The following is a 22,419-nucleotide window of genomic DNA, read 5'->3' on the forward strand; positions in this document are numbered from 1 at the left end:
GTTGTCCAGGAGTTGCCCGATGTCCATGCCACCGCGTCGTCGCACGACGCTGTCCGTTCTCGCCCTGTCGGTCTCGCTCGCGATCGGCGCCGTCGTGCCTGCGTTGGCGCAGGACGCGCCTCCCGCGCCGCTGGCCGCACCGGCGAACGCCGCAGAAGCCGCCCTGCGCGCGCTCTACACGCAGGAGTGGGCGTGGCGGCAGCGCGAGTTCGTGCGCGAGAAGGTCGACGGGCGCTGGCAATCCGGCGATCGCCTGCCGTCGGTGACCCCCGAGGCCTGGGCGCGCCGCGCCGACTACTGGACGCAGACGCTGGCCGCGCTCGATGCCATCGACGCCGATGCGCTCGGCGGCGAGGAGCGCATCAATGCCGCGGTGTTCCGCGCCACCCTCGAGGCCAATGTCGCCAACGCGCAGTGGCGCACCTACGAAGCACCGTTCAACAGCGACAGTTTCTTCTGGGGCGGGATCAACCCGCGCCAGCCGTTCCAGACCGAGGCCGACTGGCGCCGGTTCATCGGCCGGCTGGCGGACGTGCCTCGGTACTTCGACGAGCAGATCGCGAACATGGAACGTGGCCTGGCGCGGGGCTGGAGCGTGCCGCGGGCGACGCTCACAGGTCGCGACAACACGCTCGACCCCTACGTGCAGACGGGCGAGGGCAATCCGCTGCTGGCGACCTTCGAGCGCATTCCCGCCACCATCCCCGAGCCCGTGCGCGCGCAGCTGCGCGAGGAAGGCCGGCGTGTGGTGCTCGAACGCGCGATCCCGGCGTACAGCAAGCTGCTGGGCTTCATCCGCGGCGAGTACCTGCCGCGCACGCGCACCACGATCGCCGCCAGCGACCTGCCCGACGGCCGCGCGTTCTATCGCGCGCAGATCCGCGAGTACGTGACCCGCGACATGGACCCGCGGCAGATCCACGACCTGGGCCTGGCCGAGGTCGCGCGCATCACCGCCGAAATGGAGCAGGTCAAGCAACGCGCCGGCTTCACCGGGACTCTGGCGCAGTTCATCGAGTTCCTGCGCACCGACCCGCAGTTCTATGCGACCACGCCGCGCGGGCTATTGGCCGAGGCGTCGTTGATCGCCAAGAAGATCGACGGCCAGTTGCAGTACGTGGTCGGCACGCTGCCGCGCTACCGCTTCACGATCCTGCCGGTGGCCGATGACATCGCGCCGATCTACACCTCCGGCCGCGGCGGGCTGGAGGCGTGTTTCTTCAACACCTACGACCTGCCGTCGCGGCCGTTGTACAACCTGCCGGCGCTGGTGCTGCACGAGTGCGCGCCGGGCCACAGCTTCCAGGCCGCACTTGCGCTCGAAGCGCCGGCACGTCCGGACTTCCGCCAGCAGACCTACTTCTCCGGCTACGGCGAGGGCTGGGGCCTGTACACCGAGTGGCTGGGCACGCGCATGGGCCTGTACGAGACGCCCTACGAGGAGTTTGGCCGGCTGACGTTCGAGATGTGGCGCGCGGCGCGGCTGGTGATCGACACCGGCCTGCACGAGGATGGCTGGAGCCGCGAGCAGGCGATCGACTACCTCGCCAGCCACACCGCGCTCGCCAAGCACGATGTCGTGACCGAGGTCGACCGCTACATCTCCTGGCCGGGCCAGGCGCTGTCGTACTACATCGGCTACAAGACCATCCTCGACCTGCGCGCCGAGGCCGAGCGCGCGCTCGGGCCCGCGTTCGACCAGCGGCCGTTCCACGACACGATCCTGAATCTGGGCTCGGTGCCGTTGCCGGTGCTCGAGGCGGAGGTGCGGCGCTTCATCGCGGAACAGAAGGCGACGCCGGCAGCGCGAAGCTGACGACGGCGTGGGCGCCGACGTGCCGCTGGCGGGCGATCTCACGGTTTGAGACGTCGCCGCGGCAGCCTGTGCGCATGTCCCGACGTACCGGCAGCGCTGACCTTCCCCTGCATGGCGGGCGTGTGCCCGCGTGGCTGGGGCGGCGCATGACCCGGCTGGGGGCGGTGCTGTGCGAGGCCATCGTGCTCGAGTACGGGCGCGCCGAGCTGCTGCGCCGGCTGGCGCATCCGTTCTGGTTCCAGGCCTTCGGCGCGGTGATGGGGATGGACTGGCATTCGTCGGGCATCACCACCAGCGTGGTCGGCGCGCTCAAGCGCGGGCTGGCGCCGTTGTCGGGCGAACTCGGCCTGCATGTCTGCGGCGGGCGCGGGCGGCATTCCCGGGCGACCCCCGATGAACTGCTGGCGGTCGGCGCGCGCACCGGGCTCGATGGCGCGGCGCTGGCGCGCACCAGTCGGCTGGTCGCCAAGGTCGACAGCGCGGCGGTGCAGGACGGCTTCGATCTCTATCTGCACGGCTTCATCGTCGCCGACGACGGCCAGTGGGTCGTGATCCAGCAGGGCATGCACGGCGGGCGAGGGCAGGCGCGTCGCTACCACTGGCTGTCCGAGGGCCTGGAGAGCTTCGTCGATGCGCCGCACGCCGCGATCGACGGGCCGGGGCAGGGGCGGATCGTCAATCTCGCCGATCGGCGCGCGGCCGCCTCGCGCGCATCGCAGGTCGCGCTGCTGCAGGAGATGGCGCCTGCGCAGTTGGTGCGGGAATTCGGGCAACTGGAACGGGTGGCCGGCGCGGTACCCGCACGTGCCACGCGCGCGGCACCGGTATCGATGGCGCCGGGCACGACCGGCGATCTGTTTGCGCCGGTCGATGTTGGTGCGCCGCCGCTACAGCCGCATCTGAGCCTGCCCGATCACCACGATGTCCGCAGTGGTGATGTCGTGCTGCGGCGTCTGCACGGCGCCCTGGCCGCGGCGGCCGAATGCGGGCCGCGCGATTTCACCGAGCTGCTGCAGGTGCCGGGGGTCGGGGCCCGCACGGTGCGGGCGCTGGCACTGGTCGCCGAGGTCGTGCACGGCACGCCGTGCCGATTCAGCGATCCGGCGCGGTTCTCGCTCGCACACGGCGGCAAGGACCGGCATCCGTATCCGGTGCCCACACAGGTGCTGGACCGCACGATCGACGTGATGCGCACCGCGGTGGCGCGCGCCAAGCTCGGCAACGACGACCGGCTGGCGGCGATCCGCCGGCTCGATGCGCAATCGCGCGCGCTGGAAGCGACCGCGGGCGGCCCGTCGCTGGCGGCGTTCCTGGCCCAGGAGCGCGCCGCCTCGCACGCCTACGGCGGCCGCAGCGTGTTCGGCTGGGAGCCGCCGGCCGATGACGCAGGCGCGGCACGCGCCGGGTGAGATATCCGCGAGGCGTCTGCCCCCGCCCCAGCCCTCCACCCGTCAAGGGCGCAATGCCCCGCACGCGGGCAGGCTGAGGCATCGTCGTGGGTGTTCGCCCCCACCTCAACCCTCCCCCGCGCGTGCGGGGGGAGGGGGCGTTACTCGGCGAGTAGGGAGGGCGCTGTCTTGTGGGGCGGGCGGCGCTTTGCGGTAGGGTCACCGCCCCCGCGACGCGGGGGCGGTCGGCGCGCATGGCGCGCCGGGTGGGGCGCGGCTCCAGGCAGGATTCTCAAGGCACCGCGTAGCCTGCCTCGCGCAGCAGGCGGGCGGTCTCGATCAGCGGCAGGCCGATCAGCGCGGTCGGGTCGTCGCTGGTGATCGCCTCGAACAGGGCGATGCCCAGGCCCTCGCATTTGAAACTGCCGGCACAGTCGAAGGGCTGTTCGGCGTCGACGTAGCGCTCGATCGTGGCCCGGTCGAGGGCGCGAAAGCGCACCTGCGTGCGGTCGAGGACCTGACGTGCCGGCTCGCCGTTGCGGACCAGGGCCACGGCGGTGTGGAACACCACGGTGCGGCCCGCCATCGCCGACAGCTGGACGATGGCGCCGTTGCGGTCGCCGGGCTTGCCCAGCGGCGCGCCGTCGAGCGCGGCGACCTGGTCGGAGCCGATGACCCAGCTGTCGGGTGCATGGGTCGCTACGTCGACCGCCTTGGCCAGCGCCAGGCGGATCGCCAGCGTCTGCGCATCCTCGCCCGGCGCCGGTGTCTCGGACACCTCCGGGCGCCTGCATTCGAAGGGCAGGCGCAGGCGCGCGAGCAACTCGCGGCGGTAGGGCGAGGTGGAGCCGAGGATCAGGGGGGCGGGCATATTGGGTCCTGTGGCGTCGCGAGGATCAGGGAGCGGACCGGCGGCGTGCGGTCCATCGTGCGTTGTCCGGATGCATGAGCGGTCGCAGCACGGCCGCGACGCTTGCCCCCGCGGTTACAATACCAATCCATCGGTCGGCGGCGGCAGCATCTCCAGGCGGAGTCGAACGATGCCGGCAGCATCGCCGGGCACTCGAAGACGATTCCGGGGCGATGGCGTATTTGACAGGCTCTCGGCACGTCTTTAACATTCAGCGGCTTATGTCCGCGCAAATGCCCGAGTTGGTCGATGCTTGGCGTCTGGTCGCGGCCTCAAGCCGTCTGGAAGCCAAGGTTCCGTTGTCGTCGATGTCGCGTCTTCGCGACGTCCTGGCCGACACCGAGGCCGACGACGTCGTCTGCTCGATCGAGTTCGGTCGCGACGCGCTGCAGATCCCGTACGCGGAGCTGCGGATCGACGCGATGCTGCCGCTGATGTGCCAGCGCAGCCTGCAGCGGTTCGTGCTGCCGGTCGGGACGGTGCAGCGGCTGGGCCTGATCCGCGACGAGGCGGACGAGGCCGGGCTGCTGCCGGAGTACGAAGCGTTGCTGGTCCCCGAGGACGGCATGCTGTCGCCGGCCGCGCTGGTCGAGGACGAGCTGATTCTCGCGGTACCGCTGATTCCGGCGGCCCCGGGGTCGGAGACGGTCGAGCGCGACTGGCCGGTGTCGACCGAAGAAGAAACACGCGTCAATCCGTTCGCGGCATTGGCGGATCTCAAGAAAGAACGAAACAACTGAACCTGTTGCTGGAGCAATTCCCATGGCTGTGCAGAAATCCCGAGTGACCCCGTCCCGCCGTGGCCAGCGCCGCGCGCACGACAAGCTGAGCGCCAAGCTGCTGTCGACCGACCCGACGACCGGCGAGACCCATATCCGCCACCACGTCACGGCCGATGGCTACTACCGCGGCAAGCAGGTGATCCAGCCCAAGACGCGGATCGTCGAGGAAGACTGAGGTCTTTCCCGGGTCCGTCGCGTCGCGGCGGACCTTTCGGCGTGTATCACGCTTCTTTCCAGGCGACGCGCCGCGTTGCGGCATAGCGCCGGTCGTTTTCGCGAACGTGCCGGTCGCCGCCGTCCTTCCCAAGACGTTCATGAGGCGAGGGCAGTCCGCACGATGAGCAGCGAACGCATCTATTCCCGCATCGCAGGCACCGGCAGCTATCTGCCCGAGAAGGTGCTGACCAACGACGACCTGTCGAAGATCGTCGACACCAGCGATGAATGGATCGCGTCCCGCACCGGCATTCGCGAGCGTCATATCGCAGCCGAGGGCGAGACCACCAGCGATCTGGCCTTCCATGCCGCCACGCGCGCAATGGAGGCGGCCGGGGTTTCGGCCGACGAACTCGACCTGATCATCGTCGGCACCACCACGCCCGACATCATCTTCCCGTCCACCGCCTGCCTGCTGCAGGCGCGGCTGGGCGCGGGCGGGTGTGGCGCGTTCGACGTCAACGCGGCCTGCTCGGGCTTCCTGTTTGCGATGTCGGTCGCCGACAAGTTCATCAAGTCCGGTGATGCGAAAACCGTGCTCGTGGTCGGCGCCGAGACCCTCACCCGCATGGTCGACTGGACCGAGCGCACGACCTGCGTGCTGTTCGGCGACGGTGCCGGTGCGGTGGTGCTCAAGGCTGATCGCGAGACCGGCATCCTCAGCACCCATCTGCACGCCGACGGCGCGAAGAAGGAACTGCTGTGGAACCCGGTCGGCGTATCGGCCGGCTTCAAGCCCGACGAGCCCAATGCCGGTGTGCGCATCCGCATGGCCGGCAGTGAGGTGTTCAAGTACGCGGTCAAGGCGCTCGACTCGGTGGTCGACGAGACACTGCACGCCAACGGCCTGGATCGTCACGATATCGACTGGCTGATTCCGCACCAGGCCAATCTGCGCATCATCGAGGCCACCGCCAAGCGGCTGGACCTGCCGATGGACCGCGTGGTCGTGACCGTGGACCGGCATGGCAACACCTCGTCGGGCTCGGTGCCGCTGGCGCTGGACGAGGCGGTGCGTTCGGGTCGCGTCGAGCGCGGCCAACTGCTGCTGCTGGAAGCCTTCGGCGGCGGATTCACATGGGGTTCGGCGCTGTTGCGCTACTGAGTGTCGATCGCGGCGCGCGCGTGACCGGTCCGGCCCCGCGCGGACCGCTTGCGATCGCGTGGAGGATGCCGCCATGGGCGTGCAATCGATCGTCATCGCCGGGCGCGAGGCCTGGCTCAAGGCCTACGAGGCAGGGGACAGCCGCAAGCTGACCCTGGGTCTGCTCGACGCCGTCGTCCGCAAGCTGGAAATCGATGCGCTGCGCCCGCCGCCGCATCCCGGCGGCGAGGAGGCCAAGGCCATCGAGGCGCGCCGCCTGGCCGAACTCGAGGCGCTGGGCATCCGCGTGCCGCGGGTGCTCGGAGAGGGGGAGTCGACGTTGTTGCTCAGCGATATCGGCACCACGTTCGCCGCCCGCCTGCGCGCAGCCGATGGCGATGCAGCCACGATCGATGCGCTGACCCGGCGGGTGATCGCGGCGATCGCCGACGCGCATGCGCGTGGCGCCTATTTCGGGCAGATGGTCCCGCGCAACATCACGATCGACGATGCCGGCCGCGTGGGCTTCATCGACTTCGAGGAAGATCCGCTCGAGGTCATGTCGCTGCCGCAGGCGCAGGCGCGCGACTGGCTGCTGTTCGCGTTCGGCATCGCCAAGTACTACGACGGGCGCACCGATGCACTGGCCGATCTGCTCGCGCCGGCGCTGCGCGATGGGTGCGGCGAGGTCGCACGCCATGCCGGGCAGGTGGGGCGCCTGGAGGGGCTGGCGCGGCGCATGCAATGGCTGGGGCGCTCGGCGCGGCACATCGCCCACTCGATCCTGGTGGTGCATGCCGCGACGCTGCTGCCGCTGTTGGTGATTGCGTTCGTGCTGTGGGACTGGATCGACGACGGCGAGATCGATCTGCTGCAGATGCTGTTCTGAGCCCGCTGGGCCGACCGCTGTGTTGCCCCGCCCAAGGCGTGGCGACGCGCAGGCGATGCCGCCCTGCATACGCCGCAGTACAGACAATGTCGTATCCGGCCCCTTATCATCGCCCCGGTTTTTTCCGCTGGAAGATCGTGTGACCGCATCGCAACTCGCATTCGTGTTTCCCGGGCAGGGCTCGCAGTCGCTGGGCATGCTCGGCGAACTGGCCGCGCAGCACCCGATCGTGGGCGACACGTTCGCGGAAGCCTCCGATGGCGCCAGCGTGGACCTGTGGGCACTGGCCCAGCAGGGACCGGAGGCCGAGCTGGGGCGCACCGAGTTCACCCAGCCGGCGTTGCTGGCGGCCGGTGTCGCGGTGTGGCGTGCATGGGAGCAGCGCGGCGGTGCGCGTCCCAAGGTACTTGCCGGACACAGCCTGGGCGAGTACACCGCCCTGGTCGCGGCCGGTGCGCTGTCGCTGGCCGACGGCGCGCGTCTGGTGCGCCTGCGCGGGCAGCTGATGCAGGACGCCGCGCCGGCCGGGACCGGTGCGATGGCCGCGGTCATCGGCGCCGAGGACGCGCTGGTCGAGACGCTGTGCCGCGAGGCGTCGGTCGACGCCGCGGTGGTGGTGCCGGCCAACTTCAATTCTCCGGGGCAGGTCGTGATCGGCGGGCATGCCGAGGCCGTCGACCGGGCGATCGCGCTGCTGGGCGAGCGTGGCGTGCGCAAGGTGGTGAAGCTGGCGGTCAGCGTGCCGTCGCATACCCCGCTGATGCGCGAGGCCGCCGACCGGCTGGCCGACGCGATGGGCGCGATCGCCTGGCAGGCGCCTGCGCTGCCGGTGGTCCACAACGTCGATGCGGCCGTGCACGAGGACGTTGCCGCGATCCGCGACGCGCTGGTGCGCCAGCTTTACCTGCCGGTGCAGTGGACGCGCTGCGTCGAGGCGTTGGCCGCGCGCGGCACCACTCGCATCGCCGAGTGCGGGCCGGGCAAGGTGCTCGCGGGCCTGGTCAAGCGCATCGACAAGTCGATCGAGGCGCGCGCGCTGGGCCTGCCGGCCGATTTCGACGCCGCGCTGGCCGATTGGGCCGCCTGATCACCGCGTGGCGGCTCGGCCAGCCGGCGCGATCGCGGACAGGGCGGACGGCCATCGCACCGCGCGCCGTTGATCCCGAACGATCCGTGACCCCGCTGTCGATCCGTCGCACCCCGACGTCCTTTTTCCGGAGCATTCAATGAGCACACCGCTTTCGGGCGAGATCGCCCTCGTCACCGGCGCCAGCCGCGGTATCGGCGCCGCCATTGCCGACACCCTGGCCGCGCAGGGCGCGACCGTGATCGGCACCGCGACCAGCGAGGCCGGCGCTGCGAAGATCGGCGAACGCCTGGCCGCGCACGGCGGCCACGGCCGCGTGCTGGACGTGGTGCAGGCCGGTGCGATCGAGGCGCTGGTCGAGTCGATCGCCGCCGAGTTCGGCGCGATCTCGATCCTCGTCAACAACGCCGGCATCACCCGCGACAACCTGCTGATGCGGATGAAGGACGAGGACTGGCAGGCCATCCTCGACACCAACCTGACCAGCGTCTACCGCAGCTCCAAGGCCGTGATGCGCGGCATGATGAAGGCGCGCCGCGGCCGCATCGTCAACATCGCCTCGGTGATCGGCGTGACCGGCAATGCCGGCCAGGCCAACTACGCCGCCGCCAAGGCGGGGATCATCGCTTTCAGCAAGTCGCTGGCCAAGGAGATCGGCTCACGCGGGGTCACGGTCAACGTGGTCGCGCCCGGTTTCATCGCCACCGACATGACCCGCGACCTGCCCGAAGCCTCCAAGGCCGCGCTGACCGAGCAGATCGCACTCGGCCGCCTGGGCGAGCCGAACGACATCGCACAGGCGGTGGCATTCCTGGCCGGCCCGGCCGCCGCCTATATCACCGGTGAAACCCTGCACGTCAACGGCGGCATGTACATGCCCTGAGACGGCGGTCACCGTTCTCCCGATTTCGAGGGCAAGTCGTTGAATGGCAAGGGCTTTGATGGTGGTGCGCCCACTGCCCGGCTTTCCCTTACACTATCCACCGCAAATCGCCTCCCCGGAGCAGAAGACCTATGAGCAACATCGAAGAGCGCGTCAAGAAAATCGTGATCGAACAGTTGGGCGTCAAGGAAGACGAGGTCAGCAACAACGCCTCGTTCGTGGACGACCTGGGCGCCGACTCGCTGGATACCGTCGAGCTGGTGATGGCGCTGGAAGAAGAGTTCGAGTGCGAGATCCCGGACGAAGAAGCCGAGAAGATCACCTCGGTGCAGCAGGCGATCGACTACATCAAGGCACACGCCAAGGGCTGATGCCCGCGTCCTGCGTCGTGCCACTCGGCGGCGCGCGCAGGTGCCGACCGGTCCGCCGGTCGGCTGCCCGATCCGAATCTGTCACGAGGCCGCACTGCGGCCTCGTGCGTATCGGCGGCCGCGATCTGCGCCGCATCCACGTCAGGAGTTCACCATGGCCAAACGCCGCGTCGTCATCACGGGCATCGGCATCCTCTCGCCGCTGGGCAACGACCTGGCCTCGAGTTGGGACGGCATCGTCAACGGGCGTTCGGGCATCGGCCCGATCACGCATTTCGACGCTTCCAACTTCGCCACGCGCATTGCCGGCGAGGTCAAGGGCTTCGATGCCGGACAGTGGATCGGGGCCAAGGACATCAAGAAGATGGACCCGTTCGTGCACTACGGCGTGGCTGGCGGCCTGATGGCGATCGCCGATGCCGGGCTGGAGATTCGCGAGGCGGACGCCGAGCGCATCGGTGTGGCGATCGGCGCGGGCATCGGTGGCCTGAAGGGCATCGAAGAGACCGCGATCAAGTACCACGAGGGCGGCCCGCGCAAGATCTCGCCGTTCTACGTGCCCAGCACGATCATCAACATGATTTCCGGCCAGGTCTCGATCATGACCGGTGCCAAGGGGCCGAACATCGCCGCAGTGACCGCGTGCACGACGGCCACCCACAACATCGGCCTGGCGATGCGCATGATCCAATACGGCGATGCCGATGTGATGATCGCCGGCGGCGCCGAGTTCGCGACCACGCCCACCTCGGTCGGCGGCTTCTGCTCGATGAAGGCGCTGTCCACGCGCAACGACGACCCGACCGCGGCCTCGCGGCCGTGGGACCGCGACCGCGACGGCTTCGTCATGGGCGACGGTGCCGGCATCCTGGTGCTCGAAGAGTACGAGCGCGCCAAGGCGCGCGGCGCACGCATCTACGCCGAGGTCGCCGGCTTCGGCATGAGCGGCGATGCGTACCACATGACCGCGCCCAGCGAGAATGGCGAGGGTGGCGCCCGCTGCATGCGCGCGGCGATCGCCGATGCCGGCATCGACGCTTCGCAGATCGGCTACATCAACGCGCACGGCACCTCGACACCGGCCGGCGATCTGGCCGAGACGATGGGCATCAAGAGCGTGCTCGGCGACCAGGCCGGCAAGGTGATGGTCAGCTCGACGAAGTCGATGACCGGCCACTTGCTCGGCGCGGCCGGCGGTGTGGAAGCGGTGTTCTCGGCGATGGCACTGCACGCCGGCATCATTCCGCCGACGATCAACCTCGACAACCCGGGCGAGGGCTGCGACCTCGACTACGTGCCGCACACCGCGCGGCAGGTGCAGGTCGAGTACGCAATGTCGAACTCGTTCGGCTTCGGCGGCACCAACGGATCGCTGGTGTTGCGTAAGGTCTGACGCCTCTGGTGTCCAGACGACGACAAGGCCCGCGCAAGCGGGCCTTGTCGTTGATGGCATTCAAGAACCCCGCGTGCGCGCGATCAAAGTTCGCCTCCCTAGGCCGGGGCGGCGCACGATCCAGCCCTCCCAGCGTGTGGGCGAGGCAAACGATCCAGCCCTCCCAGCGTGTGGGCGAGGCAAACGATCCAGCCGTCCCAGCGTGTGGGCGAGGCAAACGATCCAAGCCCTCCCCCGCGTGCGGGGGAGGGTTGGGTGGGGGCTGTCAGTGAAGCGGGCCTCCGCATCGCGCGCAGGAGCAGCCCCCACCCGGCGCCTGCGGCGCCGACCGCCCCCGCGCGCCGGGGCGGTGAGTCGTGCGCGTGGTCAGGGGATTAGGCGACCTCCCGACCTCCCGACCGCCCGCGCGCGCGCGGGGCGGTGAACCGGGTGGCGTCTTTCAGAGACGTCGCCGCACGCGGCTCCACGCGGCCTTGAGACCCCCCATCGCGCGCTGCCTCACGCGGTCTTCGAAGCCACCCATCGCGCGCTGCGCTCGCACGGCTACTCGAAGCCTGCCCGTCATCCGCAATCCAAGCCCTCCCCCGCGTGCGGGGGAGGTGTGGGACGTCAGCCACGCTTCCAGCGCACGCCCTGGGGCGTGTCTTCGAGCACGATGCGTTCGGCCGCCAGTTGGTCGCGGATGGCGTCGGCGCGGGCGAAGTCGCGAGCGGCTTTGGCGGCGATGCGTTCGTCGATCAGGGCCTGGATGCGGGCGTCGTCGTCGTCGCTGGCGCCGCGGCCGAACCAGTCGGCCGGCGCCTGCTGCAGCAGGCCCAAGGCCAGGCCTGCGCCGAGCAGCGCGGCCTTGTGCGTGGCACGGGCCTCGAGCGTCTCGGCGCGCCGAGCCTCGCCGGCGATGCGTGCCAGTTCGGCGAGTGCGGCCGGCGTGTTGAGGTCCTCGTCCAGGGCCCGCTCGATGCTGTCGGGGATCGTCGGTGCGGCGTCGACGTCCCGCAGGTCGCGCAGGGTGCCGTAGAGCCGGTCGAGGGTGCGCACCGACTGCGCGATCAAGGCGTCCGACCAGTCCAGCGGCTGACGGTAGTGCGCCGACAGCAGCGCGTAGCGCAGCGCTTCGGGCGGGTGGGCGCGAACCAGGTCGTGCACACGCTCGATATTGCCCAGCGACTTGGACATCTTGCTGCCGGCGAAGGTCAGCATGCCGTTGTGCAGCCACACACGCGCGAACGGCGCGCCGCCGTGGGCGCATTCGCTCTGCGCGATCTCGTTCTCGTGGTGCGGGAACTGCAGGTCGACGCCGCCGGCGTGGATGTCGATCGTGGTGCCCAGGTGCGCGGCGGCCATCGCCGAGCATTCGATGTGCCAGCCCGGGCGGCCGCGGCCCCAGGGCGAGTCCCAGCCGGGCAGGGCGTCGGTCGAGGGCTTCCACAGCACGAAGTCGCCTGGGCCGCGCTTGTAGGGCGCGACCTCGATGCGGGCCCCGGCGAGCATGTCGTCGGGGTCGCGGCGCGAGAGCTTGCCGTAGCCGTCGAAGGTGTCGACCGCGAACAGCACGTGACCTTCGGCCGTGTAGGCGTGACCGGCGGCGATCAGCGATTCGATCATCGCGATGATGCCGTCGATGTGCGCGGTCGCGGCCGGTTCGATGTCCGGCGGGGCGACGCCGAGCGCGGCCATGTCCTCGCGGTAGGCAGCGACGAAGCGGTCGGTGATCGCCGAGATCGGCACGCCCTGAGCGGCCGCGGCGGCGTTGATCTTGTCGTCGACGTCGGTGATGTTGCGCGCATAGCGCAGCGCACCGTACCGGCGGCGCAGCAGGTCGGCCAGCACGCCGAACACGACGGGGCCGCGGGCATTGCCGATGTGCACGTAGTTGTAAACGGTGGGCCCGCAGACGTACATCGTCGGGCAGGCGGGGTCGAGTGGGGCGAAGGGCTCCACCTGACGGCTCAGGCTGTTGTACAGGTGCAGGGACATTGCGCGCTCGCCGGATAACCGCCCGATTCTAGCGGCGGGGCGCCGCGGGCGACAGGCCGCGCGATGGCGTCCGGACGTCGGCCGATCGGGCCGGGCCACGACAGCGAGGATTCAGCCCCGGTCGCCGGGGGGCGCCTACACTGCTTCGGTGCCCACACTCGCCCGTCGAATCCGCCGCTCGTCCATGCCAGTGCCCGTCCTGGCCCTGCTCGCCGTCGCTGCGCCCGTCGCGGCGTTTGCACAATCCTCGCCTGCCGCATCGTCGGCGCCGCAACAGATCGAGAACGCGCGGATCGAGTACGCCCAGGTGCTGCGCGCCGAGCCGGTGTATCAGACGCTGCGCGCCACCAGCATGGTCGAGCGCTGTGAGGCGACCACGCCGGTGACGGCCGAGTCGCAACGCCGCGGCTTCGCGCGGGTGGTGGGAGCGGTCAAGGACGTGCTGCGTTCGGACGACGAGAAGGTCGAAGAAGTCGACCGCTCGGCCGGCGGCGACTGTCGCATGGTGCCGGTCGAGCGCGAGTTCCGCCGGCCGATCGCCTATGACGTCGACTACGTGCACAAGGGGGTCAAGTACCGCTCCCGGCTGCCCTACGACCCCGGCAACCGGCTGCGGGTGCGGGTCTCGGTGACTCCTGTCGTCGAACCGCGTTGAGTCCGCTGCGGGCGCCTGTTGCAGCGCAGCGCGGCGCGTGCGAGGATGCGCGCCCATGACCGCATGCCGCGCCGACGCCGACATCCTGACCTCCGCCCGCATGGCGTCGGGCATGACCTCGCGCGCGCGTCGACCGCAAGCCCACATCCTCCCGGGCTAGACGGAACCTGCCTGCGCGTTTGCGCGGTATCCGACCAAACCCGGCCCAGGCCGGGTTTTTTCGTTTCCGCGCCGACCATTTCCTTTCCCGCCTTCCACGAGCCCATTGCCGATGACCGCCATCCGCCATTTCCTCAACACCCAGGACTGGAGCCGCGCCGACCTCGACGCCGTGCTGGCCGATGCCGCGCGCTTGAAGCGCGAGAAGCTCGGCGACGCGCTCAAGGGCAAGTCGATCGCGCTGGTGTTCTTCAATCCGTCGATGCGCACGCGCACCAGTTTCGAACTCGGCGCGTTCCAGCTCGGCGGCCACGCCATTGTGTTGCAGCCCGGCAAGGATGCCTGGCCGATCGAGTTCGACCTGGGCACCGTGATGGACGGCGACACCGAGGAGCACATCGCCGAAGTCGCGCGGGTGCTGGGCCGCTACGTCGACATGATCGGCGTGCGCGCGTTCCCGAAGTTCGTGGACTGGCAGTACGACCGCCAGGACATCGTGCTCAAGTCCTTCGCCAAGTACTCGCCGGTGCCGGTCATCAACATGGAGACCATCACCCATCCCTGCCAGGAGCTGGCGCACGCGCTGGCCTTGCAGGAGCACTTCGGCACCTCCGATCTGCGCGGCAAGAAGTATGTGCTGACCTGGACCTATCACCCCAAGCCGCTCAACACCGCGGTCGCCAATTCCGCGCTGACCATCGCCACGCGCTTGGGGATGGACGTGACCCTGCTGTGCCCGACGCCGGACTACGTGCTCGACGAACGCTATATGGACTGGGCCAGGCAGAACGTCGCCGAGAGCGGCGGCTCGCTGGCGGTCAGCCACGACATCGACAGTGCCTATGCCGGCGCCGATGTGGTCTACGCCAAGAGTTGGGGCGCGCTGCCGTTCTTCGGCAACTGGGGCCCGGAGAAGCCGATCCGCGACCAGTACCAGCACTTCATCGTCGACGAGGCGAAGATGGCGCTGACCAACAACGGCGTGTTTTCGCACTGTCTGCCGCTGCGGCGCAACGTCAAGGCGACCGACGCTGTCATGGATTCGCCGCAGTGCATCGCCATCGACGAAGCCGAGAACCGCCTGCATGTACAGAAGGCGGTCATGGCGACCCTGATGCGCTGACGCGCACTGCATCCATATCGACTTCCTCTTTCGCATCTCCACGGACCACAGCCCATGACCAGCGCCACCACGTCCCGCGACATCGTCCTTGCCTTCTCCGGCGGCCTCGACACCAGCTTCTGTGTGCCTTATCTGCAAGAGCACGGCTGGACCGTGCACACCGTGTTCGCCGACACCGGCGGCGTGGATGCCGAGGAGCGTGCGTTCATCGAGCAGCGTGCGGCCGAGCTGGGCGTCGCCAGCCATGTCACCATCGATGGAGGGCCGGCGATCTGGGACGGCTTCGTCAAGCCGTTCGTCTGGGCCGGCGAGGCCTATCAGGGCCAGTACCCGCTGCTGGTGTCGGACCGTTACCTGATCGTCGACGCCGCGCTCGCGCGCGCCGCCGAGCTCGGCACGAATGCGATCGCGCACGGCTGCACCGGCATGGGCAACGATCAGGTGCGTTTCGACCTGGCCGTGAAGGCGCAGGGCGATTACCGCATCGTGGCGCCGATCCGCGAGATCCAGAAGGAACACACCCAGACCCGCGCCTACGAGCAGGCGTATCTGGAAGCGCGCGGTTTCGGCGTGCGCGCCAAGCAGCAGGCCTACACGATCAACGAGAACCTGCTGGGCGTGACCATGTCCGGCGGCGAGATCGACCGCTGGGAAGCGCCGGGCGAGGGCGCCCGGGGTTGGTGCGCACCGCGCGCCCAATGGCCGGAAGCGCCGCTGCAGGTCACGCTGCGGTTCGAGCAGGGCACGGCGGTCGCCCTCGATGGCGAAACGCTGCCGGGCGCGCAGATCCTCGCCAAGCTCAACGCGCTGTTCGCGCCCTACGGCGTGGGCCGCGGCGTCTACACCGGCGACACCGTGATCGGGCTCAAGGGTCGCATCGTCTATGAGGCGCCGGGTCTGATCTCGCTGCTCGCCGCGCACCGTGCGCTCGAGGACACCGTGCTCACCAAGCAGCAGAACCGCTTCAAGCCCGAGGTCGCGCGCAAGTGGACCGAGCTGGTGTACGAGGGCTTCTTCCACGACCCGCTCAAGACCGACATCGAAGCGTTCCTGGCCTCGTCGCAGGCCAACGTGACCGGCGAGGTGGTGCTCGAGACCCGCGGCGGACGCGTCGATGCGGTGGCGGTGCGCTCGCCGCACATCCTCAACGCCAAGGGCGCGACCTATGCGCAGTCGGCCGACTGGGGCGTGGAGGAAGCGGAAGGCTTCATCAAGCTCTTTGGCATGAGCTCCACGCTGTACGCGCAGGTCAACCGCGGCTGACCGCGGTTGGCTTGGCTGGGCATTTCACCTTAAACCCCGCGTCGTTGGCGCGCCCCCTTCAGCTGGAAGGGGGCTCTCCTCCAGCCGGATAGAAGCAGTTCTGAAGGCGTGCCAATCCATGCTTGGACAGACTCTCGACCATCTCGAACACCTGGTGGCCTTCGATACCCGCAATCCGCCGCGGGCGATCGCCGCCGAGGGCGGAATCTTCGACTACATCCGTGCGCAGTTGCCGGGCTTCGCGGTCGAGGTGATCGACCACGGCGCCGGCGCGGTCAGCCTGTATGCGGTGCGCGGCGCGCCGAAGGTGCTGTTCAACGTGCACCTGGACACCGTGCCCGACTCGCCGGCGTGGTCGGCCGATCCGCATACGATGCGGCGCCTGGACGACCGCGTGGTCGGGCTGGGCGTATGCGACATCAAGGGCGCAGCCGCGGCGTTGATCGCCGCGGCCAATGCCTGCGACGGCGACGCGGCCTTCCTGTTCTCGTCCGACGAAGAAGCCAACGATCCGCGTTGCATCGCCGCGTTCCTGGCGCGTGGGCTGTCGTTCGATGCGGTGCTGGTCGCCGAGCCGACGCAGTGCGAGGCGGTACTCGCGCATCGCGGCATCAGCTCGGTGCTGATGCGCTTCGCCGGCCGCGCCGGGCATGCCTCCGGGCGCCAGGACCCGGCCGCGAGTGCGTTGCATCAGGCGGTGCGCTGGGGCGACCGTGCGCTCGATCACGTCGCCTCGCTTGACGCCGAGCGCTTCGGCGGTCTGACCGGGCTGCGCTTCAACATCGGCCGGATCGACGGTGGAATCAAGGCCAACATGATCGCGCCCGAGGCCGAACTGCGCTTCGGCTTCCGGCCGCTGCCGTCGATGGATGTCGATGGGCTGCTGGCGACCTTCGCCGGCTTCGCCGAGCCTGCCGCCGCGCATTTCCAAGAGACGTTCCGTGGGCCGAGCCTGCCGTCGGGCGCGGCTTTTGATGGAAGTGCTGCGCGGGCGGAAGAGCGGCGGCTCGCCGCACGCGACATCGCCGATGCGTTCGATCTGCCGATCGGCAACGCGGTCGATTTCTGGACCGAGGCCTCGCTGTTCTCGGCCGCCGGCCATACCGCGCTGGTGTACGGACCGGGCGACATCGCCCAGGCGCATACCGCCGACGAGTTCGTGACCCTCGACCAACTGCAGCGCTACGCCGCCGCGGTGCATCGGATCATCGCCGGCGGCTCGCGTCCATGAGCGCACTGCCCGTCGCGCGCCGTCGTCGCGCTGCCGCGGCCTGATCGCGCGGCGATTCCCGTCCTTCCTCATCCGTCCGCGCCTCCATGCGCGACACATCACAAGCCCAGACCCATGCACGCACACCAACAGACCCGCCAGACCATCGTGCGCCTGCTTTCGAGCATGGCCAGCGCGAAAGAGATCAGCCAATACCTCAAGCGCTTCTCGCAGCTCGATGCCAAGCGTTTCGCCGTGGTCAAGGTCGGTGGCGCGGTCCTGCGCGACGAGCTCGACGATCTGACGTCGTCGCTGTCGTTCCTGCAGGAAGTCGGCCTGACGCCGATCGTGCTGCACGGCGCCGGTCCGCAGCTCGACGCCGAACTGTCGGCGGCCGGGATCGAGAAGAAGACCGTCGACGGCCTGCGCGTGACCACGCCCGAAGCCCTGGCGATCGTGCGCCGCGTGTTCCAGGCCGCCAACCTGCGCCTGGTCGAGGCGTTGCAGAAGAACGGGGCGCGCGCGACCTCGATCACCGGTGGCGTGTTCGAGGCCCATTACCTCGATCGCGAGACCTACGGGCTGGTGGGCGAGGTGGAGCGCGTCAACCTGGCGCCGATCGAGGCCAGCCTGCAGGCCGGCTCGATCCCGGTGATCACCAGCCTGGGCGAGACCGCCTCGGGCCAGATCCTCAACGTCAACGCCGACTTCGCCGCCAACGAGCTGGTGCGCACGCTGCAGCCCTACAAGATCATCTTCCTGACCGGCACCGGCGGGCTGCTCGATGAAAGCGGCAAGGTCATCGACTCGATCAACCTGTCGACCGAATACGATCACCTGATCCGGCAGCCGTGGCTGCACGGCGGCATGAAGGTCAAGATCGAGCAGATCAAGGACCTGCTCGAAGGGCTGCCGCTGGCCTCGTCGGTCTCGATCACCCGGCCCGCGGACCTGGCCAAGGAACTGTTCACGCACAAGGGCTCGGGCACGCTGGTGCGGCGCGGCGAGCGCGTGCTGCGCGCGACCGCGTGGGACGCCCTCGACCTGCCGCGGCTGCGCACGCTGATCGAGTCGAGCTTCGGACGCACGCTGGCCGACGACTACTTCGAGCGCACGCCGCTGTTGCGCGCCTACGTCAGCGAGAACTATCGGGCTGCGGTCGTGCTGACCGCGGCCGAGGGCAGCACCTACCTCGACAAGTTCGCCGTGCTCGACGACGCCCAGGGCGAAGGCCTGGGCCGGGCAGTCTGGCAGGTGATGCGCGAGGAGACGCCGCAGCTGTTCTGGCGCTCGCGTCACCAAAACCCGGTCAACATCTTCTACTACGCCGAATCCGACGGCTGCATCAAGCAGGAGAAGTGGAAGGTGTTCTGGTACGGCCTCGATGGCTTCGAGCAGATCCAGCGTTGCGTGGCACACTGCGCGACGCGCGCCGCGACGCTGGCGGGCTGAGGATACCGACATGACGGACAAGAAGACCATCGGCATCGTCGGCGCGCGCGGCCACACCGGCAGCGAACTGATCCGCCTCGTCGCCGCGCACCCGGGGCTGGACCTGTTGTTCGTGTCCTCGCGCGAGCTCGACGGCCAGCGCGTGGCCGACCACAACGACGCCTGGCAGGGCGCACTGCGCTTCGAGACTCTCGATGCCGACGCAGTCGCGGCCAAGGGCGCGGACGCGGTCATCCTGGCGCTGCCCAATGGCAAGGCGGCGCCGTTCGTTGCGGCGCTCGACGCGGCCCGGCCCGAGACGGTGATCGTCGACCTGTCGGCCGACTACCGGTTCGATCCAGCCTGGTACTACGGCCTGCCGGAACTGACCCGCGATACCTACAACGGCCAGCGACGCATCAGCAATCCGGGCTGCTACGCCACCGCGATGCAGCTGGCGATCGCGCCGCTGCTCGACCAGCTCGCCGGCCCGCCGCAATGCTTCGGCGTGTCCGGTTACTCGGGCGCGGGCACCACGCCGTCGGACAAGAACAATGTCGCGCTGCTGGCCGACAATCTGATGCCCTACGCGCTGACCGGCCATGTGCACGAGCGCGAGGTCTCGGCCCGGCTCGGCGTGCCGGTCGAGTTCATGCCGCACGTGGCGCCGCATTTCCGCGGCATCACGATGACCGTGAACCTGTGGCTGCGCGCACCGCTTTCGCGCGATGCGGTCAAGGCGCGCTTCGAGACCCGCTACGCTGACGAGCCGTTGATCGAGGTAGTCGACGAGGCACCTTGGGTGAGCCGCATCGCCGGCCATCACGGCGCCCAGGTCGGCGGCTTCACGATGGCCCAGGGCAACGGCCGTGTGGTCGTGGTCGCCACGCTCGACAACCTGCTCAAGGGCGCGGCGACGCAGGCGATGCAGAATCTCAACCGCGCGCTGGGGTTCGCCGAACTGACTTCGATCCAGTGACGCGAGTCGCTGGCAAGCGCTCGCACATCCCTGTGCGGGCATCCAACACAAGCCCATTCCGAGACGCATTTCGATGAGCAATCTTCTCTGGCAGAAGCCTGGCGTCGCTGTCGACACCCAGATCCAAGCGTTCCTGGCCGGCGACGACGTGATCCTCGACCGAGCGTTCTTCCTGCACGACATCGCCGCGAGCGCCGCGCATGCGCAAGGACTGCAGCGTGTGGGCATCCTGTCGTCTGACGAACTCGCCGGCCTGGAGCGCGAGCTGGCGACGCTGGCCGAGGACTTCCGCAGCGGCGCGTTCGTGCTCGACGACCGTTTCGAGGATGGCCATTCGGCGATCGAGGCGCGCCTGACCGAGCGCCTGGGCGATGCCGGCCGGCGCATCCACACCGGCCGCAGCCGCAACGACCAGGTGCTGGTCGCCACCCGCCTGTGGCTGAAGGAGAAGCTGGCGCGTCTGGCCGCGCTGTCGCGCGAGATCGCCAAGATCGCGCTGGATCGTGCCGAGGCCGAGCGCGACCTGCCGATTCCCGGCTACACCCACATCCAGCGCGCGGTGCTGTCCTCGGGCGGCATGTGGTGGTCGGGCTGGGCGGAGGCCTTCATCGACGATGCGGTGCGCGCGGCCGACACCCTGGCGCTGATCGACTGCAATCCGCTGGGCACGGCGGCCGGTTACGGCGTGAACCTGGCGCTCGACCGCGACCACACGACGGCCGCGCTGGGGTTCACGCGGTTGCAGGTCTCGCCGGTCTACGCGCAGCTTTCGCGCGGCAAGTTCGAACTCGCCGCGCTCGAGGCGCTGGGCAGTGCGACGCTCGACCTGCGTCGCCTGGCCTGGGACCTGTCGCAGTTCACCAGCGCCGAGTACGGCTTTGTCGCGTTGCCGGCGCAGTACACCACCGGCAGCTCGATCATGCCCAACAAGCGCAATCCCGATGTCGTCGAGCTGATGCGCGCCACGCACGCCAGCGTCGCGGCGGCGCGCACCGAGATCGAGCAGCTGCTGTCGCTGCCGTCGGGCTACCACCGCGACCTGCAGAGCTCCAAGGGCGCGATCGTCCACGGCTTCGGTCGCGGGCTGGCGGCGCTGGAACTGCTGCCGGCGCTGCTGGCGAACCTGGAATGGCGCGAGGACCGGCTGCGCGCGGCGGTCGATTCGGGCATGTACGCGACCGACGTCGCGGTCGAGGCGGCGATCGCCGGCGTGCCGTTCCGGGAGGCCTACCAGGCGGCTGCGGCCAGCGCCGACACCGCCGGCCAGGGCCGCACGCCCGAAGGCAGCCTGGCCGCGCGGACCTCGCCGGGCGGGGCCGCCGACCTGCGGCTGGATGCCTTGCGTGCGCGCTGTGAGGCGCTGGCATGAGCATGGTCACCCGATATCTGGTGCTGGCCATGCGGCGATCGGATTTCGACGACGCGGTCATCGCACCGCACAAGGCCTTCCTCGATGATCTGCGCGCGCGCGGCGTGCTGGAGATGACCGGCGGTTTCGGTGATGGCAGCGGCGGTGCGTATCTGTTGCGCAATGTCGCCTCGCTGGAGGCAGCGCGCGCGATCGCCGCAGCCGATCCGCTGGCGCTGCAGCAGACCAGCGATCTCATCGTCCACGAGTGGCATACCCGCTGAAATCCGGCCGATGACCGCCTCCGACACGCAAGCGTTCCCCGAGCAACCGCTGCCACCGTGGCGGCGCGCGGTGCTCAAGGTCGGCAGCAGTCTGCTGGCCGCCGATGGCGGCGGGCTGTCGCCGCAGTACGCCGCCGCGCTGGCCGGCTTCGTGCGCGCCGCGCATGCGGCCGGGCGCGAGGTCGTGCTGGTCTCGTCGGGGGCGGTGGCCGCCGGCCGCGCGATCCTGCAGGCCGGCGGCGAGCCGGGCGCGCCGATGGCCGAGCGCCAGGCGCTGGCCGCGCTCGGCCAGGCCCGGCTGACCGGGTTCTGGCAGGGCTTCTTCGAGCGGCCCGTGGCGCAGGTGCTGCTGACCCACGACGACCTGCGCAACCGTCGCCGGTATCTCAATGCGCGCGCCACGTTGCAGGCGTTGCTGCGCCACCGCGCCTTGCCGGTCGTCAACGAGAACGACACGGTGTCGGTGGACGAACTCAAGCTGGGCGACAACGACAACCTCGCTGCGATCGTCGCCGCGCTGGTCGATGCCGAGATGTTGTTCATCGCCACCGACATCGATGGCCTCTACGACGCCGACCCGCGGGTCGAGCCGTTCGCACGGCCGATGCCGGTGGTCGCGCAGATGAGCGGGGCGTTGCTCGCGGTGGCGGGCGGTGCGGGCAGCAGCGTCGGCACCGGCGGCATGCGCACCAAGCTCGAAGCCGCTCAGCGCGCGGCCTCGGCCGGCATCGCGACCGTGCTGTTCAACGGCCGTCGCGCCGATGTGCTCGAGGCGCTGGCCCATGACCGGCTGACCGGCACCCGCATCCACGCGCTGCGCACTCGGCTGGCGGCGCGCAAGCACTGGCTGCGCAACGCCCCCGCCGAGCCTGGCGCGCTGGTCGTCGATGCCGGCGCCGCGCACGCGCTGGTGGAGAAGGGCGCGTCGCTGTTGCCCGGCGGCGTGGTCGCGGTCGAGGGGGCGTTCCGTCGCGGCGACCTGGTCGAGATCGTGCGGCGCGATGGCGATGGCCAGGATGCGGTCGCGCGTGGCGTCAGCCAGTATTCGGCCGATGACATCCGCCGCCTGTTGCGCCGGCACACGCGCGACATCGAGTCGGTGCTCGGCTATAGCTACGGCGGCAATATCGTCCACCGCGACGATCTGGTGCTGACGTGAATCCGCGGTTGG

The 22,419-nt window shown here is 69.6% G+C and carries 21 protein-coding genes; 19 read left to right on the plus strand and 2 right to left on the minus strand.

What is annotated here, in order from left to right:
- Positions 1-19 precede the first annotated feature (19 nt).
- Both ABE488_RS05705 and ABE488_RS05710 read left to right on the plus strand, forming a co-directional pair.
- Complete coding sequence (locus ABE488_RS05705; RefSeq protein WP_346447447.1) at positions 20-1,816, plus strand: DUF885 family protein; 1,797 nt, start codon at positions 20-22, stop codon at positions 1,814-1,816.
- Positions 1,817-1,890: 74 nt separating this feature from the next.
- Positions 1,891-3,225 (plus strand): DUF763 domain-containing protein, encoded by a 1,335-nt coding sequence (locus ABE488_RS05710; RefSeq protein ID WP_346447448.1) that lies wholly within the window; start codon positions 1,891-1,893, stop codon positions 3,223-3,225.
- 271 nt (positions 3,226-3,496) lie between these two features.
- Here ABE488_RS05710 and ABE488_RS05715 read toward each other — a convergent pair whose 3' ends face one another.
- Positions 3,497-4,075: a nucleoside triphosphate pyrophosphatase gene (locus tag ABE488_RS05715; protein ID WP_346442113.1), complete on the minus strand. Its 579-nt coding sequence runs from the start codon at positions 4,073-4,075 to the stop codon at positions 3,497-3,499.
- Positions 4,076-4,335: 260 nt separating this feature from the next.
- Between ABE488_RS05715 and ABE488_RS05720 the strand changes: the two genes are divergently transcribed.
- From ABE488_RS05720 to fabF, 8 genes are all read left to right on the plus strand, one after another.
- The gene (locus ABE488_RS05720) at positions 4,336-4,854 is read left to right on the plus strand and encodes a YceD family protein (RefSeq protein WP_346442112.1); all 519 of its coding nucleotides are present in this window, start codon (positions 4,336-4,338) and stop codon (positions 4,852-4,854) included.
- A gap of 22 nt (positions 4,855-4,876) precedes the next feature.
- Complete coding sequence (gene rpmF, locus ABE488_RS05725; protein ID WP_183425630.1) at positions 4,877-5,071, plus strand: 50S ribosomal protein L32; 195 nt, start codon at positions 4,877-4,879, stop codon at positions 5,069-5,071.
- Between the two features lie 162 nt (positions 5,072-5,233).
- Positions 5,234-6,217, plus strand: a complete 984-nt coding sequence (locus ABE488_RS05730) for a beta-ketoacyl-ACP synthase III (protein WP_346447449.1) — start codon at positions 5,234-5,236, stop codon at positions 6,215-6,217.
- 73 nt (positions 6,218-6,290) lie between these two features.
- On the plus strand, positions 6,291-7,085 hold the full coding sequence (locus ABE488_RS05735; RefSeq protein WP_346447450.1) for a serine/threonine protein phosphatase: 795 nt from the start codon (positions 6,291-6,293) through the stop codon (positions 7,083-7,085).
- A 139-nt stretch (positions 7,086-7,224) separates the two neighbouring features.
- The gene (fabD, locus tag ABE488_RS05740) at positions 7,225-8,172 is read left to right on the plus strand and encodes an ACP S-malonyltransferase (RefSeq protein WP_346447451.1); all 948 of its coding nucleotides are present in this window, start codon (positions 7,225-7,227) and stop codon (positions 8,170-8,172) included.
- A 139-nt stretch (positions 8,173-8,311) separates the two neighbouring features.
- Positions 8,312-9,055 (plus strand): 3-oxoacyl-ACP reductase FabG, encoded by a 744-nt coding sequence (gene fabG / locus ABE488_RS05745; protein ID WP_346442108.1) that lies wholly within the window; start codon positions 8,312-8,314, stop codon positions 9,053-9,055.
- A 131-nt stretch (positions 9,056-9,186) separates the two neighbouring features.
- Positions 9,187-9,426 (plus strand): acyl carrier protein, encoded by a 240-nt coding sequence (gene acpP, locus ABE488_RS05750; RefSeq protein ID WP_047137282.1) that lies wholly within the window; start codon positions 9,187-9,189, stop codon positions 9,424-9,426.
- 154 nt (positions 9,427-9,580) lie between these two features.
- Positions 9,581-10,819: a beta-ketoacyl-ACP synthase II gene (gene fabF, locus ABE488_RS05755; protein WP_346447452.1), complete on the plus strand. Its 1,239-nt coding sequence runs from the start codon at positions 9,581-9,583 to the stop codon at positions 10,817-10,819.
- 609 nt (positions 10,820-11,428) lie between these two features.
- Here fabF and cysS read toward each other — a convergent pair.
- Positions 11,429-12,796 carry a cysteine--tRNA ligase gene (cysS, locus tag ABE488_RS05760; protein WP_346447453.1) on the minus strand — a complete coding sequence of 456 codons (1,368 nt, stop codon included), beginning with the start codon at positions 12,794-12,796 and terminating at the stop codon, positions 11,429-11,431.
- Positions 12,797-12,980: 184 nt separating this feature from the next.
- On the opposite strand from cysS, the gene ABE488_RS05765 reads away from it, so the two are divergent.
- The 9 genes from ABE488_RS05765 to proB all read left to right on the plus strand — a co-directional run bounded on the left by ABE488_RS05765 (position 12,981) and on the right by proB (position 22,407).
- The gene (locus ABE488_RS05765) at positions 12,981-13,451 is read left to right on the plus strand and encodes a hypothetical protein (protein WP_346447454.1); all 471 of its coding nucleotides are present in this window, start codon (positions 12,981-12,983) and stop codon (positions 13,449-13,451) included.
- Between the two features lie 271 nt (positions 13,452-13,722).
- A complete protein-coding gene (locus ABE488_RS05770; RefSeq protein WP_346447455.1) occupies positions 13,723-14,733 on the plus strand; it encodes an N-acetylornithine carbamoyltransferase in 1,011 nt (336 codons plus the stop codon).
- 54 nt (positions 14,734-14,787) lie between these two features.
- The gene (locus ABE488_RS05775; protein WP_346442103.1) at positions 14,788-15,996 is read left to right on the plus strand and encodes an argininosuccinate synthase; all 1,209 of its coding nucleotides are present in this window, start codon (positions 14,788-14,790) and stop codon (positions 15,994-15,996) included.
- Positions 15,997-16,114: 118 nt separating this feature from the next.
- Positions 16,115-17,227 (plus strand): acetylornithine deacetylase, encoded by a 1,113-nt coding sequence (locus ABE488_RS05780; protein ID WP_346447456.1) that lies wholly within the window; start codon positions 16,115-16,117, stop codon positions 17,225-17,227.
- A gap of 114 nt (positions 17,228-17,341) precedes the next feature.
- Complete coding sequence (locus tag ABE488_RS05785) at positions 17,342-18,658, plus strand: acetylglutamate kinase (protein ID WP_346447457.1); 1,317 nt, start codon at positions 17,342-17,344, stop codon at positions 18,656-18,658.
- A 10-nt stretch (positions 18,659-18,668) separates the two neighbouring features.
- Entirely contained in the window at positions 18,669-19,616 is a 948-nt protein-coding gene (argC, locus tag ABE488_RS05790) for an N-acetyl-gamma-glutamyl-phosphate reductase (RefSeq protein WP_346447458.1), read from the plus strand.
- 73 nt (positions 19,617-19,689) lie between these two features.
- A complete protein-coding gene (locus ABE488_RS05795; protein ID WP_346447459.1) occupies positions 19,690-20,985 on the plus strand; it encodes an argininosuccinate lyase in 1,296 nt (431 codons plus the stop codon).
- Positions 20,986-20,987: 2 nt separating this feature from the next.
- A complete protein-coding gene (locus tag ABE488_RS05800) occupies positions 20,988-21,248 on the plus strand; it encodes a YciI family protein (RefSeq protein ID WP_346447513.1) in 261 nt (86 codons plus the stop codon).
- 10 nt (positions 21,249-21,258) lie between these two features.
- A complete protein-coding gene (gene proB, locus ABE488_RS05805) occupies positions 21,259-22,407 on the plus strand; it encodes a glutamate 5-kinase (RefSeq protein ID WP_346447460.1) in 1,149 nt (382 codons plus the stop codon).
- The last annotated feature ends 12 nt before the right edge of the window (positions 22,408-22,419 follow it).

The organism is Luteimonas sp. TWI662 (assembly GCF_039673825.1).
Lineage (GTDB): Bacteria > Pseudomonadota > Gammaproteobacteria > Xanthomonadales > Xanthomonadaceae > Luteimonas.

Coding starts and splice junctions, on each gene's coding strand:
- ABE488_RS05705 (WP_346447447.1), top strand. CDS start 20: ATGTCCATGCCACCGCGTCGTCGCACGACGCTGTCCGTTCTCGCCCTG.
- ABE488_RS05710 (WP_346447448.1), top strand. CDS start 1,891: ATGTCCCGACGTACCGGCAGCGCTGACCTTCCCCTGCATGGCGGGCGT.
- ABE488_RS05715 (WP_346442113.1), bottom strand. CDS start 4,075: ATGCCCGCCCCCCTGATCCTCGGCTCCACCTCGCCCTACCGCCGCGAG.
- ABE488_RS05720 (WP_346442112.1), top strand. CDS start 4,336: ATGTCCGCGCAAATGCCCGAGTTGGTCGATGCTTGGCGTCTGGTCGCG.
- rpmF (WP_183425630.1), top strand. CDS start 4,877: ATGGCTGTGCAGAAATCCCGAGTGACCCCGTCCCGCCGTGGCCAGCGC.
- ABE488_RS05730 (WP_346447449.1), top strand. CDS start 5,234: ATGAGCAGCGAACGCATCTATTCCCGCATCGCAGGCACCGGCAGCTAT.
- ABE488_RS05735 (WP_346447450.1), top strand. CDS start 6,291: ATGGGCGTGCAATCGATCGTCATCGCCGGGCGCGAGGCCTGGCTCAAG.
- fabG (WP_346442108.1), top strand. CDS start 8,312: ATGAGCACACCGCTTTCGGGCGAGATCGCCCTCGTCACCGGCGCCAGC.
- acpP (WP_047137282.1), top strand. CDS start 9,187: ATGAGCAACATCGAAGAGCGCGTCAAGAAAATCGTGATCGAACAGTTG.
- fabF (WP_346447452.1), top strand. CDS start 9,581: ATGGCCAAACGCCGCGTCGTCATCACGGGCATCGGCATCCTCTCGCCG.
- cysS (WP_346447453.1), bottom strand. CDS start 12,796: ATGTCCCTGCACCTGTACAACAGCCTGAGCCGTCAGGTGGAGCCCTTC.
- ABE488_RS05765 (WP_346447454.1), top strand. CDS start 12,981: ATGCCAGTGCCCGTCCTGGCCCTGCTCGCCGTCGCTGCGCCCGTCGCG.
- ABE488_RS05770 (WP_346447455.1), top strand. CDS start 13,723: ATGACCGCCATCCGCCATTTCCTCAACACCCAGGACTGGAGCCGCGCC.
- ABE488_RS05775 (WP_346442103.1), top strand. CDS start 14,788: ATGACCAGCGCCACCACGTCCCGCGACATCGTCCTTGCCTTCTCCGGC.
- ABE488_RS05780 (WP_346447456.1), top strand. CDS start 16,115: ATGCTTGGACAGACTCTCGACCATCTCGAACACCTGGTGGCCTTCGAT.
- ABE488_RS05785 (WP_346447457.1), top strand. CDS start 17,342: ATGCACGCACACCAACAGACCCGCCAGACCATCGTGCGCCTGCTTTCG.
- argC (WP_346447458.1), top strand. CDS start 18,669: ATGACGGACAAGAAGACCATCGGCATCGTCGGCGCGCGCGGCCACACC.
- ABE488_RS05795 (WP_346447459.1), top strand. CDS start 19,690: ATGAGCAATCTTCTCTGGCAGAAGCCTGGCGTCGCTGTCGACACCCAG.
- ABE488_RS05800 (WP_346447513.1), top strand. CDS start 20,988: ATGGTCACCCGATATCTGGTGCTGGCCATGCGGCGATCGGATTTCGAC.
- proB (WP_346447460.1), top strand. CDS start 21,259: ATGACCGCCTCCGACACGCAAGCGTTCCCCGAGCAACCGCTGCCACCG.